This window comes from Mesorhizobium sp. STM 4661, from assembly GCF_000359125.1.
In the GTDB taxonomy this organism is placed as follows: Bacteria; Pseudomonadota; Alphaproteobacteria; order Rhizobiales; family Rhizobiaceae; genus Mesorhizobium.
Genome location: NZ_CAAF010000025.1, coordinates 27,547 through 42,945 on the forward strand (window position 1 = coordinate 27,547; position 15,399 = coordinate 42,945).

Here is a 15,399-nt window from a genome sequence, read left to right on the forward strand (position 1 = left end):
CATTTCCGTTTACGCAAAAGAAACGAAGAGCGAACAAGTGGTGTAGTGCTGGGCCATGATGGCTGAGGATCGAACCGCGCGCCCGGTTTCCGGCGAAATCATGACGGATATGGCCGTCGTGCCGGAGCGCGTCATGCGTGGTCCAGCCGATGACATTGTCGAAGCCGACTATGAGATCCTGCCGCGCGCTGCCCCAGGCATCGATCCGTCACCGCCGCTCTCGCGCGTAATTGATACGCCATCGATCGAAGGCATGGATATGCTGCGCAAGGCCGAAGCCGCCGCGGAGCGGCCGCTGGCATCGCGCGGCGGGCCGATCTTCTGGATCGCCGGCCTCGGCGCCGCCTTTGCGGCCTTCTGGGTCTCGGGTGGCCACGCACTGGTGCGCCATGCGCCCTTCTGGGCTGTTGAACAGCCGGCCAGCGTCGCACTCAGCATTTCTGGCGTCACCTCCCGTGTCGATGCGTCCGGTCCCGATCCGGTGTTGCTTGTCAATGCCGAGGCGACCAATGACGGGACGAAGGTTGCACAATTGCCGCCGCTGGAAATCCGGGTCACCAGCAATGACGGGCGCACCACCCGCTACACGCTGGGGATATCCAATCGTCCGCTGGCGCCCGGCGAAAGATTTGGCTTTTCCAGCAGGCTCGACGTGCCTAGAAACGGCGTGAAAACCGTCTCGGTCACTTTCGCCAGTTAGGGTGTGTTGATATTCAGGTGATGCTGGCCCGCCTGAATACACATCCCAGGCGGTCATTTGGGGAAAGCAAGGAATGCCAATCGTGCGCGGCAAGGACATCGAAGTCCTGTTTTCGGCGTCGGCGATCGCCCGCCGCAATCTGGAACTTGCCAAGGAGATTGCCGGGCACGATTACCAGGATCTTCTGGTGATTTCGGTGCTGAAAGGCTCGTTCATCTTTGCCGCCGATCTCATCCGCGCCATGCATGATGTCGGCCTGTCGCCCGAGGTCGAGTTCATCTTCATTTCCAGCTACGGCGCCGGCACCAGCAGCGGTGAGGTGAGGGTGCTGCGCGACATCGACAATGAGGTCGCCGGCCGCGACGTGCTGTTGATCGACGACATTCTCGAATCCGGCAAGACGCTGTCTTTCACCCGCGACCTGATGCTGTCGCGTGGCGCCAGAAGCTGCGCCATCGCCGTGCTGCTCGACAAGCGCATGCGTCGCCAGACCGCGCTCAATGCCGACTATGTCGGCTTCGACTGTCCCGACTATTTCGTTGTCGGCTACGGCATGGATGTCGCCCACGCGTTTCGCGAATTGCCATTCGTCGGGGTGGTGAAGGGCGACGCCTAGATTTGTCTTCGACGCCGTTCGTGGTTCAGGAAAAGTCAACTTTTCCCCGCCAAATATTCGCGCCATGGCAAAGATCCTGATCGTCGAGGACGATGAGTCCGTCCGTACCCTCGCCGCCCGCGCGCTCGAACGCGCCGGGCACGATGTTGCTATCGCTGCCGATGGCGCGCAGGGGCTTGCCCTGATCCGCGCCGCATCTGGCGGCTACGACCTCGTCCTATCCGACATCCGCATGCCGGAGATGGACGGCATCGAGATGGCCAAGGCTGCGGCCAGGCTGTTTCCGGCGATGAAGATCATGCTGATGACCGGCTATGCCGACCAGCGCGAGCGCGCCGAGGAACTGAACGGCATCATTCGCGACGTCGTGCAGAAACCGTTCACGCTGGCCGAAATCCGCGCGCGTGTCGAGCAGGCGCTTGCCTGTTTCGCCTGACTAAAAGTGCGTCGCGTTTGAACGGATTCATACGACGCACTTTAAGTTCTTGTTTGTGCATGTCGTTATCGCAAAACCGCTGCGCACTTTTGCGCGACATGCGCTTGGTTCATACTGGATCGCAGGTCGCCGCAATTGCCGGTTCGCCGGTCCGGCGCCGGCTGGCATTCAGCGCGAACAGACCGGCGCCGATGATGAGGGCCGCACCAATGACGGTGGCCGCTCGCGGCACCTCGGCAAAGAACAGGAAACCCCACAGCGGCGTCCAGATGATGCCGGTATATTCGAAGGTGGCGACGCTGTTGGCGGGCGCCAGCCGGTAGGCCTGCGACAACAGGATCATCCCGGCCGAGGCGACGAAACCGCAGGCGCCCATCTTCAGGAAATCGGCCGTCGTCGGCCAGATCCATGGCCGGACCAGGAATTCGAGGCTCGGGTGCACGGCGTCGTCTATCCCTGCAAGCCAGAACAGTCCGGCGACCACCGCGGCACCCACCAGATAGGCACCGTTCTGGTAAAATGCCATGACGGTGGAGGATTCGGTGTCGCCGATCTTGTGGGCCATCAGCTGCGAAAAGCCGTAAAGCGCCGCCGAGGCCAGTGACAGCAGCGCCGCCCAGTCGAACAGTCCGGCGCCAGGGCGCAACATCACCAGCACACCAAGCAGGCCGACCAGGACAGTAGCCAGCGTCCGCCAGGACACATGTTCGCCAAGGTAGGGTCTGGCAAGCGCCATGATGAACAGCGGCGCCATGAAGTAAAGCGCCACGGCGTCAGCCAATGGCAGGGCGGCGATCGCCAGATAGTAGACCGTATAGGACGAGAACTGGATGAAGGCGCGCGTCGTCAGCATGCCAAACCGCCTCGACAGTATTGCCCGCAATCCGACATCGGCATGGACGAGAAAGATCAGAATCGGCAGGGCGACGATCGAGCGAATGGCCATCACCTCGGTCACCGGATAGGTGCTCGATACGGCCTTGACCAGCGGATCCTGGAGCGAGAACACCAGCACGCCGAGGCAAAGGCTTGCCATGCCGAGGACGATCCGGTTCCGCATGCGATTTCGTAGGCTCCTTGCGCGCGCGGCCTCGAAAACCGGGCCTGCTTTGGGGTAAAAAGAACCCGCCACCGTTTCGGGCAGCGGGTATGAGTGAGGACTCTTCAGATTGGTCCGCGGCCGATTTCGCGGCCGCATATCCAATGGGTGGAGGGACTATCGTCTCGCGTTTGACATGTTGCAAACGAATTGGAATGATGCCTGCAATCAGATTTTCTTATGGTGGATAGTATGCGGCCAACCCTGGACAGCGACCTGTTGCGCACCTTCGTTGCGGTTGCCGACACCGGCAATTTCACCAAGGCGGCCGAGCAGGCCGGCCGCACCCAATCGGCGGTCTCGATGCAGATGAAGAAGCTGGAGAGCCTGGTCGGCGACAGCCTGTTCGAGCGCGGCTCGCGCGGCGTGGCGCTGACGCGCCGCGGCGGCGAGCTCATCGGCAACGCCCGGCGCATCGTGTCGCTGCTCGAGGAGACCGCGGCGTCGATGGCCGCGGCGCCGCTTGGCGGGCCGGTGCGCATCGGTATCCCGGAAGAATATGGCCACGCCATCCTGTCGCGCGCGCTCGGCGCCTTTGCCAAGCGCCATCCTCAGGTCGAAGTCACCGTCCGCTACGCGCATTCCGGCGCCCAGATAGCGGCGCTCGCCACCGGCGAGCTCGATCTGGCGGTGGTGTTCGAATGGCAGGATCTTTCGGGCGGCGAGGTGCTGATGCAGGATCCGACCGTATGGGTGACATCGGACCTGCATCACATGCATGAAGAGCGTCCGGTGCCGATCGCGCTCTACAACCGTGCCGGCTGGTGCAAGGATTTCGCCATCAAATCGCTGGAGCAGCGCGGTCTCGCCTATCGCGTCGCCTATACCAGCGACACCAATGGCGGCCTGCGGCTCGCCGTCACCTCCGGCCTGGCGATCGCGCCGATCTCGCGCAGCAACATACCGGCCGGCTGTCGGGAACTGAGCGCCGCCGACGGGTTCGGCGACATCGATGCCTCGAACGTCGTGCTGCGCCGCAATCCGAATGCTTCCGGCGAGGCCATCGACGGCATGGAAGAGGCGATGCGCGAGGCGTTCACGAACCGGTAGAGTCAGGTCAGCCACCGATACTTCGCGGGTCTGCCACGGCGTCTTTTCGAGACCGGGTCGCGCGAAGCGGTATTTCTTTGCGATCAGTTCGCGATGCAGAGGTTATTTCAGCTCCAGCAGCCGCTCCAGATAGCTGCGCTCGATATCCGGGCTGAGTGCATTGCCAAGCCGCTTGCGGATCGCTTCGAGAATCTGGCGGGCGCGCTGGACGTCGATCTCGTCCGGCACCTTTACCGATTCGCCGAAATCGGGGCCCTGGGTGGCGCGCGGCCGGCCGAGCGGGTCACGGTCGGCGTTCTGCTGGCGGCCGCCTTCGCCGCTGCCGCCCTGGTCGCCTTGCATGGCCTGCAATTGCTTCATCATGTCCTTGGCGCCCTTGCGCAACGCCTCCAGCGCCCGGCCCTGGTGACCGACAGCCTGATCGCCGTCGCCTTCGCCAAGCGACTGTTCGGCATTGCCCATGGATTTGCCGGCCTCGCCAAATCCCTCATTGGGCTCGAGACCCATGCCTTCCAACCCTTTCTTCAGTTGGTCGAGGTCGCTTTGCAGCTTGCCCTGGCCTTCCTGCAACTGCTTCAGCGCATCGGCGAATTCCTGCGGCGTCATCGGCTTCTGCCGTCCAAGGGGATCGCGGTCATCGCCCGGGCCGGGCTTGCCCTGTTCGCCCATCTGGCCCTGCTCGCCGTTCTCGCCGAGCTGCTCGTCGCGGTTCTGGCCGCGTTGACGCTCGCCACGCTGCATCTGGTCCATGCGGAACGTGTCGTTCATCATTTCCTGCTGGCGTCGCATGATCTCGCCGAGCTTGTCCATCTGCTGGCGCATCTCGCTGTCCTGCTCGCCACCGCCCTGTTGCTGGCGTCCGGCCTGCAGATTGTTCATCATGTCCTCAAGTTGCGAAAGCAGTTGCTGCGCGCTGTCACGATCGCCTGATTTCGCCAGATTCTCGATCTGGTCCATCATGCGTTCGATGTCGCTCTGGCGCAGTTCCTGGCCATTCTGCTGCATCTGCGGCGCGTTCGGGTTCTGCTGCGCGCGCGCGGCGAATTCCTGCAGGAACTGGTTCATCGCCTCGCGCAGTTCCTTCATCGCCTTGTCGATTTCCGCGTCGCTGGCGCCGTTCTTGATGGCGTCCTGCAGCGCCTGCTGCGCCTGGCGCAGCCGGCGCTCGGCGGCCGAGAGATTGCCCTCCTCGATGCCGAGCGCTATCTCCCAGAGGTAAGACACTTCGTCGCGCAACTGGTCGGCGCTGTCGGCCATCTTCAGGCGGCTGCGGGCGCTCATGATGGTGAGGTAGTGAGCCATGTTGTCGAACGTGTCTTCGGGTCGAAGCGTGATCGCGTCCATCAGGTCGAGCACGCGGTTCTTGGTATTGGCGTCGAGCGCCAGCATGCGGCGCTGCTCGATCACGGCGCGCGCCAGCGGATTGGAGAAAGGCCGCTCCGGCATCACCAGCGTCTTGGTTTCGCTGGTTGCCTTGTGTCCGGCATCGTCGGTGGCGACAAGCGTCAGCTTGACTTTGCCGCCGGCCCAGACATGTTCGGTGAGGTCCTTCGTGGTCTTGGCGGCATTGGCCTTGCCGCCACGGCGCGGCAATGACAGCGGCATTTCGGGCGGGCCATAGAGCGGACGCGCAGTCGGCGCCTGCGGGTCGGCCAAGGCGAAGCTCGCATTGGCGGTGGCCGCGCCATAGTCGTCGTCGATCTGGTAGTTGAGTTCGAAGGCGCCATTGACGGCACGCTTGGGCTCGCCGACGAAGCGGATCCGCGGCGGCTTGTCGGGGATCACCGCGAAGGCCCAACGGCCAAGTTCGTCGTCAGCCGATTTCAGCGTCAGCGTGCCGTCGGCCGTCAGCTTGCCGGTAAACTGGCGCACATTGGAAGGAGGCGCCGGGTTTGCCGGCGGCTTGGCTGTCGCGGCCTGTGGGTCGATGGCGCGGGCATTGCCGCCGGCGTCGGCATAGCTCAGCGTTTCCTCGCCTGAACCGCCGGTGACGCGCAGCGACACATCGCTGCCTTCCGGCACGGTGAAGGTGGGTGCCGCCTGATTGACATTGGTAGCTGTGGACACAGCGGCCGTAAGGAAGATCGGCGGCTTGCCGGTATAGGCAGGCGGCGTCACCCAGGCGTCGATGCGCGGCGGCACTGCATCGCGCGCCGCATTGGCATTGAATCCGTCTGTCATGCGGCCGCCGGACGGCCCGAAGGAAAAGGCAAAGGCGGTGACGAGCAGAAGCGCCGCCACGGCGCGCAGCCCCCAGGGGTCACGCTCGGGCACGCGCGTGCGCGGCAGGTCGGCGCCGAGGCTGTCGAGCTTTTCGGCCATGCGTTTCTGGTGCTCGCGCCACAACGCCTGCGAAAAGCCGCTTTCCTTGCCGCTCGGCCGGTCGGTCTGCACCAGCACCGGGCTGTGCAGCAGTTCGTTGGCGGCCTCGATGCGCCTGTCGACCTCGGCGCTCGACGGCATCCGGAAGAAACGCAAGGGGTAGAGTGCGGCAAGAGCCGCAATGCCGAACGCCGCGACAAGGCCGATGCGCGCCATGTCGGGCAGGAGAGGGAAGAGGCCGAGCCACGAGACACTGAGGAACAGGCTGGCGACAATGATCAGCGGCAGCAGCAATGGCCAGCCGCGCTCGACCGTCATGGAGACCCGCGTCGCCAGCCGGCTTAGGGCAAGGCGCCCGGCCAGACTGCGATCGCTGCTCAAGGTGGGTCGTTGCGTCATCGGCCCTTCCTGATCGGGCGGGATAGCCCGAACCTCATATACCAAGAATACCAACAAACACGGCGAAGGCGAGGCGGTTCCTTAAAACGTGAGGGGGATTGCAGCCGTTATGATCAGAATTTTGCCGGATTTGCGTTCGCGCCGCAGACCAGAACGGCAATGCGCTCGCCTGGAGACGGCACGTAGCGGCCGGACAGGAGCGCCGCGAAGGCCGCGGCCCCGCCCGGCTCGGAGATGATTCGCACCCGGTCCCAAAGTGCGGCCTGTGCTGCAATGATGTCGTCGTCGCTGACCAGTATGGAGCGTTCGACGAAGGCCTCGGCGATCGGGAACATCTTTTCGCCGACGCGCTTGGGCGCCAGCGAATCGGCGGCGATGCCTTCCGCCGGCGCGTCGACCGGCTGCCCGGCCTCGAAGGCGCGGTAAAGCGTCGGCGCGCCTTCCGGCTCGACGGCGATGATCCTGATTCGGCCGGCGAACCAGGCAGCGATGCCGCCGATCAGGCCGCCGCCGCCGACGGCGACCAGAAGCGTGTCGAGCTCGGGCAGGTCTGTTTCGATCTCGAGGCCGAGCGTGCCCTGGCCGAGCAGCGTCTCCTCCTGGTTGAAGGCGTGGATCTGCAACGCGCCGGTCTTTTCGGCGAAGCTTTCGCTGGCGGCCAATGCCTCGGCATAGCGCGCGCCGCCGACAATCAGCTCGGCGCCGTAGCCGCGGATGCGTTCCAGCTTGGCCGGCGGGCTCACTTCCGGAACGAAGATGGTTGCCTTGTGGCCGAGCCGCATGGCCGCATAGGCGACCGCGGCACCATGATTGCCGCCCGATGCGGCGACGACGCCGGCCCTTGGCACCGGCCGCTCGAGAAGATTGGTGAACGCGCCGCGCGCCTTGAACGAGCCGGAATGCTGGAGGCATTCGAGCTTCAGGTCGACCGCAAAAGCCGGACGGTCGAAATCGGCCATGTCGACGCGCAGCACCGGCGTGTGGCGCACGAATGGCCGGATGCGCGTTTCCGTGACGGCAATGCGTTCGCGCGTGATCGTATTTGGCATGGCTTGCTCTCGCTTCCCAGGATTGACATTACTTAGTAACTTAGCAAAATGGCTAAATGCAAGAGGTCGATGTCTTCAAGGCGATCGCCAACGAGCGCAGGTTGCAAATCCTCGATTGGCTGAAGGATCCGCGTGTCCATTTCCCACGCCAAGCGGATGGCGATCTGGTCGAGGACGGTGTCTGCGCGCTGCTGATCGCCGAAAAGCTCGGCATCACCCAGGCGACGCTCAGCGAACATATGCGCGTGCTCACCCAGGCAGGTCTTCTCAGCAGCAAGCGCATCAAGCAGTGGACGTTCTATCGCCGCGACGAGGACAGGATCGCCGAGATCAGGGCGCTAATTCAGCACCGGTTGTAGCCGATCGAGGATTGCGCTGGCGGAGGAATGATCGCTTACCCCGTCGCCCATGCTCAGTCGAGATCGGCAGCTTTGCGCAATGCCGCATTCATGCGCGTCTGCCAGCCTGACCCGCCTTTCTTGAAGCTCTCAACGATGTCAGGGTCCAGCCTCAACAATATTGCGACCTTGGCGTGCTCTGATCGAGGTCTCCCGCGCTTTGCTACCAGGTTTGGCTGCGCGTCAGGATCAGTTCGAGCCGCGGCGGTGATTGCGGCGTCTTCCTCGACCGTCATTTTATCAAGAGCGGCCTTAGCCCGCTTCAATAAACTTACTTTTGACGACTCGCCTATGCTGATCAACGTGGCCTTCCTGGCCGAAACCAATACGGCCAACTCACTGAGCAAATCAGCTTGATCCGTTGGGTTTTGTTGCTCACTAAACTTGGCTTCCAAGATACGCAAAGTGGTTTCGTCGCTTCCCAGTACAGCGAAATCAAATAGTTTCGTATCCATCTCAGACCCGCCTCCAGCGAATCTCATGGGGGAGGGCGCCCGCTTCGCTCTGACATGGGCGCCACTTTTAGTAGCCGGTTTCGATGTATTCGACATAGCTCCTGATCTCCTCTTTGGTGGCGCGCCGGAGGGAAATGACCCGGATGTTTCCGTTGCGCGGTGTGTAAACAATCTGATGAATCTTGTTGCCGATGAAGCCGATCCCCACGAACCTTTCCTCGCCATAATCTTCAGTCGCATCTTCAAAGATCATTGCGTTGTCGAAATCGAAAACCTCGGCAAGCTCGAACGACACGCCATGTTTGGCTATGTTCTTCCTCGCCTTTTCGTCTACCCACTCAAACTTCATCGCCGTCAGCCCCTGCTGGTATTTGCGTATATACAGAAAATACATCCCCCCTGCAAGTTTTTTGTATATATAGAAATTTTCGATGCGAGGCGCCGCACGACCGTTGCCGCCCAGGGTCGTGAAGGGTGCTTTCGACCCCAGCCATGTCATTTCGACGCGCTCGCCATTTCCTCGAGACGCGTCGCATCCACCGCCGCAAGTCGCCGCGCCGCCAAGGAAGCCGAGATCGAGCTTGACGCTGTCCTGCGGGTTGCGCGCGGCCGCAACCCGCAGCAGCAGCTACGAACTCTTCGCTCTGCGATTGGATCGGCGAGGAGCCGACCCTCTTCCTAAATGGCGATAAGGGACGACGCGTCTACCTTAGCCAATCAGGCATCGAATCCAGCCCGATAAGCTCGTCATAGGTCTGGCGCGGGCGCACGACATGGAAACGGTCGCCGTCGACCAGCACTTCCGGTACCAACAGCCGAGTGTTGTAGGTGCCGGCCTGCACCGCGCCATAGGCGCCGGCGGTGGCGATGGCGATCAGGTCGCCGGACTTCAGCCGGGGTAGGTCGCGGTCGAGGCCGAGATAGTCGCCGGTCTCGCAGACCGGGCCGACCACATCGACCGTCATGCGCGGTGCCGAAGCCGGTTGCCGCACCACAGGCCGGGTGTCGTGGAAGGCATCGTAGAGCGTCGGCCGGATCAGATCGTTCATCGCGGCATCGACGACGAGGAAGTTTTTGGCGTCGCCCTCCTTCACGAAGATCACCTGCGAGACCAGGATGCCGGCATTGCCGACGATCAGCCGACCGGGCTCGAACATCACCGTCAGCCCGAGCTTGGTGACGTGCTTCCTGACGATCTCGGCATAGGCATCCGGCAGCGGCGGCGGACTGTTGTCGACGCGGTAGGGAATGCCGAGGCCGCCGCCGAGATCGATATGTTCTATGGCGTGCCCGTCGGCGCGCAGCACGCCGACCAGTTCCACCAGCAATGCGAATGCGTCGTCGAAAGGCTGCAACTCGGTGATCTGGCTCCCGATATGGGTGTCGATGCCGGTCACCTTGATGCCGGGCAACTCGGCCGCGCGGGCATAGACCTTTCGCGCCTTCTGCCAGGCAATGCCGAATTTGTTCTCGGCCTTGCCGGTGGAGATCTTCTTGTGGGTCTTGGCATCGACATCCGGATTGATGCGCAGCGAGACCGGCGCGACCTTACCGAGTGTCGCGGCCCGGGCCGACAGCAGCTCCAGTTCGGGTTCGGATTCGACGTTGAAGCAGAGGATGCCGGCACCAAGCGCAAAGTCCATTTCGCGGGCGGTCTTGCCGACGCCCGAAAACAGGATCTTGTTGGCCGGGATGCCGGCGGCCAGCGCGCGGCGCAATTCGCCTTCCGAGACCACGTCGGCGCCGGCGCCGAGCCTGGCCAGCGTCCGCAGCACCGCCTGGTTGGAATTCGCCTTCATGGCGTAGCAGACCAGCGCGTCGAGCCCTGAAAAGGCCTCTGCGAACACGCGGAAATGCCTGGTCAGCGTCGCCGTCGAATAGCAGTAGAAAGGCGTGCCGACGCTGGCCGCGATATCCGAAATTGCCACGTCCTCGGCATGCAGCACGCCGTCGCGGTAGTCGAAATGGTTCACGAGAATGGTTCCGGAAGTTGGAGCACGATGAGATCGGGTGATCTCATCGGCTCTAGAGCAGCGGGTCGAGAATGAACTTCTTGTCCTCGACCGGTTTTTCCGGCTCTGGCGGCACGGGCTGCTTGGCCTTCTCGGCGTCCTTGCGGGCCTGCACGGCAGCCTCATAGGGCGTGTCGAGACCGGCCTTCCTGCCGCAGGCCGTAACGGTCGCGATCGCCGCCAGCAGCGTCAACGTCACCAAAATCCTGCTTCCGGTCATCGATCCATCCGTCCGAAACTTTTGCGTGCTGCCGCTTTTAGCCGAGTTTTCGGCGCATTGCACCCTGGCTCAAGCTTTGGCGAGCCGCTTTTTCCAATAGCGGATCTGCTTCCGCACCTCCGACGGCGCGGTGCCGCCGAAGCTTGTGCGGCTCTTCACCGAATTCTGCACGGCAAGCACCGAGAAGATATCGGCCGTGATATCAGGATGAACGGATTGCAGATCCTCCAGCGAAAGCCTGTCTAGCCCGACCTTCTTCTCCTCGGCCAGCGCCACGGCGCGGCCGGTGACATGATGCGCCTCGCGGAAGGGCAGGCCGAGCGTGCGCACCAGCCAGTCGGCAAGATCGGTGGCCGTCGAATAGCCGGCGCCCGCCGCCTTTTTCATCGCCGCGGCGTTTACCGTCATGTCGCGCACCATGCCGGTCATCGCCGCCAGCATCAGGTCAAGCGTCTCGGCGGCGTCGAACACGGACTCCTTGTCTTCCTGCATGTCCTTGCCGTAGGTCAGGGGCATGCCCTTCATCACCGTCAGCAGGCCGACCAGATGGCCGGTGACGCGGCCGGTCTTGCCGCGCACCAGCTCGGCGGCGTCCGGGTTCTTCTTCTGCGGCATGATCGAGGAGCCGGTGGAGAATGAATCCGACAGCCTGACGAAGCCGAATTGCGGCGTCGACCAGATAATGATCTCTTCAGCCAGCCGCGACAGATGCGTGGCGCAGATCGCCGCGATTGCCAGGAATTCGAGCGCGAAATCGCGGTCCGAGACGCTGTCGAGGGAATTGCGCATCGGCTCGCGGAAGCCGAGGGCCCTGGTCGTCAGGTGCCGGTCGATCGGAAAGCTGGTGCCGGCGAGGGCTGCGGCGCCGAGCGGGCTTTCGTCCATCCGTTCGATGGCGTCGCGAACGCGCGACAGGTCACGCGAAAACATCTCGACATAGGCCATGCAGTGATGGCCGAAGGTCACCGGCTGCGCCGCCTGCATATGGGTGAAGCCCGGCATAACGGTCGCCGCATGCTCCTCGGCCCGCTCCAGGAATGCCGCTATCAGGCCCTTCAACGCCTCGGCGACCCGGAAACATTCGTCCTTGACCCACAGCCGGAGATCGACCGCCACCTGATCGTTGCGCGAGCGGGCGGTGTGCAGGCGGCCGGCTGCCGGGCCGATGAGCTCGGCAAGGTGGGCCTCGACATTCATGTGGATATCTTCCAGCCGGGTCGAGAACTCGAACGTGCCGGCTTCGATCTCTGTCAGGATCGTGTTCAGCCCGTGAGCGATTTTTTCTTGATCGGCCGCCGAAATAATGCCCGTTTGCGCCAGCATCTCGCTATGGGCGATCGAACCTCTGATGTCCTGTGCGTAGAGTTTGCGGTCGAACGAGATCGACGCGTTGATCGCTTCCATGATCGCGGCCGGACCCGAGGCAAAACGTCCGCCCCACATCTGGTTGCTGGCCTTCTTGTCGCTCATCGCTATAACCCGTGCTCCGGAGCAGTTTTTAAGACATGGCAGACGGCAATAGATTCTTCCCGGCCCCGCGCCTCATCCTCGCCGCCTTGGTGGCGGGCGTGCTGGCGGGCGCGGTCGCGGTATATGTCAGCGAGAGCGGTTCTGGCAACAACGCACCGGCACAAGTCGCTGCCGGCGACGGCAAGGACGATGTCGCCTGCGCCGCCAAGGCCGACCGTGCCAAGAAGGTCGCCGCGGCCGCCACCGGCCAGGTCGCCGCGCTTTTGCCGGCTGACCCGCCACAATCGCTGAAGAACCTCGCCTTCAATGGCCCCGACGGCAAGCCGATGACGCTCGCCGACCACGCCGGAAAGACGGTGTTGCTCAATCTGTGGGCGACATGGTGCGCGCCCTGCCGCGCCGAAATGCCGGCGCTCGATGCGCTGCAAAAGGACAAGGGCGGCGACGCCTTCCAGGTCGTGGCTGTCAATGTCGATGCCGGCGACGATGTCAAGCCGAAGAAGTTCCTCAAGGACACCGGCGTCGAAACCCTCGGCTACTACCGGGATTCGACGATGGCGCTGTTCAACGACCTCAAGACGCGCGGCTTGGCGCTCGGCCTTCCAGTCACCATGCTGGTCGACGGCGAGGGCTGCCTGATCGCCCATATGAACGGCCCGGCCGAATGGTCGAGCCCGGACGCCAAGCGGCTGGTCGAGGCGGCGCTCAGCCGATCAGACTGAGCGCAACCGCGGTTTCAGAGCCGCGATGCTCCTGTCGCCATGGCCGGCGGTGCTTGGCCGGACCACGGGCGTGGTGACGCCGGTGAGCTCGCCGAACGCCTCGATCGGACCCGGCCTGCCAAGATAATAGCCTTGCCCGATCTCGCAAGCCTCGGCGTCGAGGAACTCCAGCTCGCCGAGCGTCTCGACGCCCTCCGCCAGGACCGGCAGGCCGAGGCCGCGACCGAGCCCCAGCACTGCGCGCACGATTGCCGCGACCTGGCCGTTCTTGTCGACGGACTTGATGAAGGAGCCGTCGATCTTGATCTTGTCGAAGTGGAAGGCGCGAAGGTTGGAGAGCGAGGAATAGCCGGTGCCGAAATCATCCATGGCCACGCGCACGCCAAGCGCCTTGACCTGCCGCAAGGTCGCCAGCGCGCGGGGCATGTCCTTCACCAGCGCCGTTTCGGTGATCTCGAGTTCGAGCCTGCCGGGTGCGAGGCCGGATTTCAGCAGGGTTTCGTGGACCTTGCGGCTGAAATTCGGATTGTGAAGCTGCACCGCCGAGACGTTGACGGCCACTGTCAGCGGATTTTCCCAGCGGGCGGCTTCTTCGCAGGCAGCCGTCAGCACCCATTCGCCGATGTGGGCGATGGCCCCGCTGTCTTCGGCCACGGGGATGAATATCGACGGGGAAACATCGCCCCGTTCGGGGTGCCGCCAACGGACCAGGGCCTCGAAGCCGATCATCCTGCCGCTGCTGATTTCCTTCTGCGGCTGGTAGACAAGGTGGAATTCCTTGCGTGCGATAGCCTGGCGCAATTCGTGCTCCATCACGCGCTTGTCGCGGGCCTCGGCGCCCATCGACGCCTCGAAATAGCGGTAGGTGTCCCTGCCCTCGGTCTTGGCGCGGTAGAGCGCGGTATCGGCGTGGCCGATCAGGCTGGTCTGGTCTTCGGCATCCAACGGAAAAAGCGCGATGCCGATGCTGGCCGACACGAGGCCGCCACCGGCCGAAAGTCGGTTTTCCTCGCGCATCGCGGCCAGCACGGCGTCGGCGATACCGCCCGCCGCCAACGGGTCGGGCAGGTTCGGCGCGATGATGGCGAATTCATCGCCACCCAGGCGCGCAATCATCTGTCCGTGGCGCAGGACGCCGGCAGCGCAGTGCGCAACCTTTTGAAGCATGGCGTCGCCGGCACCGTGCCCGTAAAGGTCGTTGACCTCCTTGAACCGGTCAAGGTCGAGCAGCAGAAGCGCCAGGTAACCGCCTTTGCCAGCCCTGTTCATCGAAACGATTTCCGCTTCGAGCCGGCTGGAAAAGCTGCGCCGATTGGCAAGCCCGGTCAGCGGATCGAAATGGGCAAGGCGAAGGATCTCCTCTTCCGCCTTCTTGCGCTCGCGGATGTCGCGAACGGCGACGACGTTGTGGGGCTTGCCGCAATAGTCGATGCTTCTGGCGATCAGCTCGACCGGAATTGTCGTGCCATCGCGGTTTCTCAATTCAGCTTCCCGAGGTTGTCCGCCGAAGCCGGACATGTCGGATGCGGCGCGTTCACCGAAAAGATCGCCAAGCTCCATCCCGTCCAGCCCGCCGGCCGCCATGCCGGTCAGCCTCGCGATGCTGTCATTGGCGCTGATGACGCGGGTACCGTCGCAAACGATCAGCCCTTCCACTGCGGCGTTGGCAAGGCCATGCATGCGGTCGGCCTCGAGCTTGTGGCGGTGGAAGCGCAGATCGATCCACAGCGCCGCGCCCGAAAGCACGAGGATCACCAGGCTGGCGGCCGCCGCTGCGAAAGCCTGTGAGGTGGGTTGGACCGTGTATTGGGAGATTTCTATCGAGGAGTCCGGGAAGATCGATACCGCGGCCATGGCGATGAAATGCAAGGTGCAGATGGCCAGTGTCAAAAGTGCCGCGCCGCCAAGCGTGGCGGCCAGGGACGGGCGGCGCAGGACGACGAGCATCGCCAGCGCCGCAAGCGTCATTCCGGCCAGCAGCGAAATGGCGACGAGGAGCGGATTCCAGACGATCCGGCCTTGCACCTCGAATGCCTGCATGCCGACGAAATGCATGGTCGCGATACCGCCGCCGAGAATGGCGCCGCCGACGAGATAGTGGTCAATGCCGCCGCGCAAGGTGGCGACCGACATGCCGACGGCCGTCAAGACAACGGCGGCGGCGAGCGAAAGCACGGAGAGCCCCGGGTCGTATGCGTTCGGAATTCCCGGCGTAAATGCAAGCATCGCAATGAAATGCGTCGCCCAGATGCCGAATCCAGTCGAAGTGGCTGCAATCATCAGCCATGTCAGCCGGTTTCGATCCGTCGAGCGGGCGACATGATGGAGGAGGTTCGCGGCGGAAAAGGAGGAAATTCCACAGATGAGGGCGGCGAGTGCGACCAGTCTTGGATCGTGCTGGTTCACGATGCAATTGTAGACCGTCAGCATCTTGTTTCACCGGATCGATTG

The 15,399-nt window shown here is 63.4% G+C and carries 15 protein-coding genes; 6 read left to right on the forward strand and 9 right to left on the reverse strand.

All coding sequences use genetic code 11. The features are described 5' to 3' along the window. Positions 1 to 55: 55 nt before the first annotated feature. From MESS4_RS07400 to MESS4_RS07410, 3 genes are all read left to right on the forward strand, one after another. On the forward strand, positions 56 to 700 hold the full coding sequence (locus tag MESS4_RS07400) for a hypothetical protein (protein WP_006328440.1): 645 nt from the start codon (positions 56 to 58) through the stop codon (positions 698 to 700). Positions 701 to 773: 73 nt separating this feature from the next. Then, positions 774 to 1,316, forward strand: coding sequence for a hypoxanthine phosphoribosyltransferase (gene hpt / locus MESS4_RS07405; RefSeq protein WP_006328441.1), 543 nt, complete (start codon positions 774 to 776; stop codon positions 1,314 to 1,316). Positions 1,317 to 1,380: 64 nt separating this feature from the next. Next, positions 1,381 to 1,752 (forward strand): response regulator, encoded by a 372-nt coding sequence (locus MESS4_RS07410; protein ID WP_006328442.1) that lies wholly within the window; start codon positions 1,381 to 1,383, stop codon positions 1,750 to 1,752. Positions 1,753 to 1,861: 109 nt separating this feature from the next. Here the strand turns inward: MESS4_RS07410 and MESS4_RS07415 are convergent, their stop codons facing one another. Beyond that, a complete protein-coding gene (locus MESS4_RS07415; RefSeq protein ID WP_006328443.1) occupies positions 1,862 to 2,812 on the reverse strand; it encodes a DMT family transporter in 951 nt (316 codons plus the stop codon). A 231-nt stretch (positions 2,813 to 3,043) separates the two neighbouring features. On the opposite strand from MESS4_RS07415, the gene MESS4_RS07420 reads away from it, so the two are divergent. Then, on the forward strand, positions 3,044 to 3,901 hold the full coding sequence (locus MESS4_RS07420; RefSeq protein ID WP_006328445.1) for a LysR substrate-binding domain-containing protein: 858 nt from the start codon (positions 3,044 to 3,046) through the stop codon (positions 3,899 to 3,901). 102 nt (positions 3,902 to 4,003) lie between these two features. On the opposite strand, the gene MESS4_RS07425 is transcribed toward MESS4_RS07420, so the two are convergent. After that, the gene (locus tag MESS4_RS07425; protein WP_006328447.1) at positions 4,004 to 6,622 is read right to left on the reverse strand and encodes a TIGR02302 family protein; all 2,619 of its coding nucleotides are present in this window, start codon (positions 6,620 to 6,622) and stop codon (positions 4,004 to 4,006) included. A gap of 113 nt (positions 6,623 to 6,735) precedes the next feature. Next, the gene (locus MESS4_RS07430; RefSeq protein WP_006328448.1) at positions 6,736 to 7,671 is read right to left on the reverse strand and encodes a threonine/serine dehydratase; all 936 of its coding nucleotides are present in this window, start codon (positions 7,669 to 7,671) and stop codon (positions 6,736 to 6,738) included. 56 nt (positions 7,672 to 7,727) lie between these two features. Between MESS4_RS07430 and MESS4_RS07435 the strand changes: the two genes are divergently transcribed. Beyond that, entirely contained in the window at positions 7,728 to 8,030 is a 303-nt protein-coding gene (locus MESS4_RS07435; RefSeq protein ID WP_006328449.1) for a metalloregulator ArsR/SmtB family transcription factor, read from the forward strand. 53 nt (positions 8,031 to 8,083) lie between these two features. On the opposite strand, the gene MESS4_RS34345 is transcribed toward MESS4_RS07435, so the two are convergent. The 5 genes from MESS4_RS34345 to argH all read right to left on the reverse strand — a co-directional run bounded on the left by MESS4_RS34345 (position 8,084) and on the right by argH (position 12,226). After that, positions 8,084 to 8,524 carry a BrnA antitoxin family protein gene (locus tag MESS4_RS34345; RefSeq protein WP_244441069.1) on the reverse strand — a complete coding sequence of 147 codons (441 nt, stop codon included), beginning with the start codon at positions 8,522 to 8,524 and terminating at the stop codon, positions 8,084 to 8,086. Positions 8,525 to 8,591: 67 nt separating this feature from the next. Continuing rightward, the gene (locus MESS4_RS07445) at positions 8,592 to 9,023 is read right to left on the reverse strand and encodes a BrnT family toxin (protein WP_006328451.1); all 432 of its coding nucleotides are present in this window, start codon (positions 9,021 to 9,023) and stop codon (positions 8,592 to 8,594) included. A 205-nt stretch (positions 9,024 to 9,228) separates the two neighbouring features. Further along, positions 9,229 to 10,497 carry a diaminopimelate decarboxylase gene (gene lysA / locus MESS4_RS07450; protein ID WP_006328452.1) on the reverse strand — a complete coding sequence of 423 codons (1,269 nt, stop codon included), beginning with the start codon at positions 10,495 to 10,497 and terminating at the stop codon, positions 9,229 to 9,231. Between the two features lie 52 nt (positions 10,498 to 10,549). Continuing rightward, complete coding sequence (locus MESS4_RS07455; protein ID WP_036240848.1) at positions 10,550 to 10,756, reverse strand: hypothetical protein; 207 nt, start codon at positions 10,754 to 10,756, stop codon at positions 10,550 to 10,552. 69 nt (positions 10,757 to 10,825) lie between these two features. Then, the gene (argH, locus tag MESS4_RS07460) at positions 10,826 to 12,226 is read right to left on the reverse strand and encodes an argininosuccinate lyase (RefSeq protein ID WP_006328454.1); all 1,401 of its coding nucleotides are present in this window, start codon (positions 12,224 to 12,226) and stop codon (positions 10,826 to 10,828) included. A gap of 35 nt (positions 12,227 to 12,261) precedes the next feature. Here argH and MESS4_RS07465 point away from each other — a divergent pair, with 35 nt between their 5' ends. Next, positions 12,262 to 12,948, forward strand: coding sequence for a TlpA disulfide reductase family protein (locus MESS4_RS07465; RefSeq protein WP_006328456.1), 687 nt, complete (start codon positions 12,262 to 12,264; stop codon positions 12,946 to 12,948). Here MESS4_RS07465 and MESS4_RS07470 read toward each other — a convergent pair. Continuing rightward, positions 12,940 to 15,378 carry an EAL domain-containing protein gene (locus MESS4_RS07470; RefSeq protein WP_006328457.1) on the reverse strand — a complete coding sequence of 813 codons (2,439 nt, stop codon included), beginning with the start codon at positions 15,376 to 15,378 and terminating at the stop codon, positions 12,940 to 12,942. The genes MESS4_RS07465 and MESS4_RS07470 overlap by 9 nt on opposite strands. Between the last annotated feature and the right edge of the window lie 21 nt (positions 15,379 to 15,399).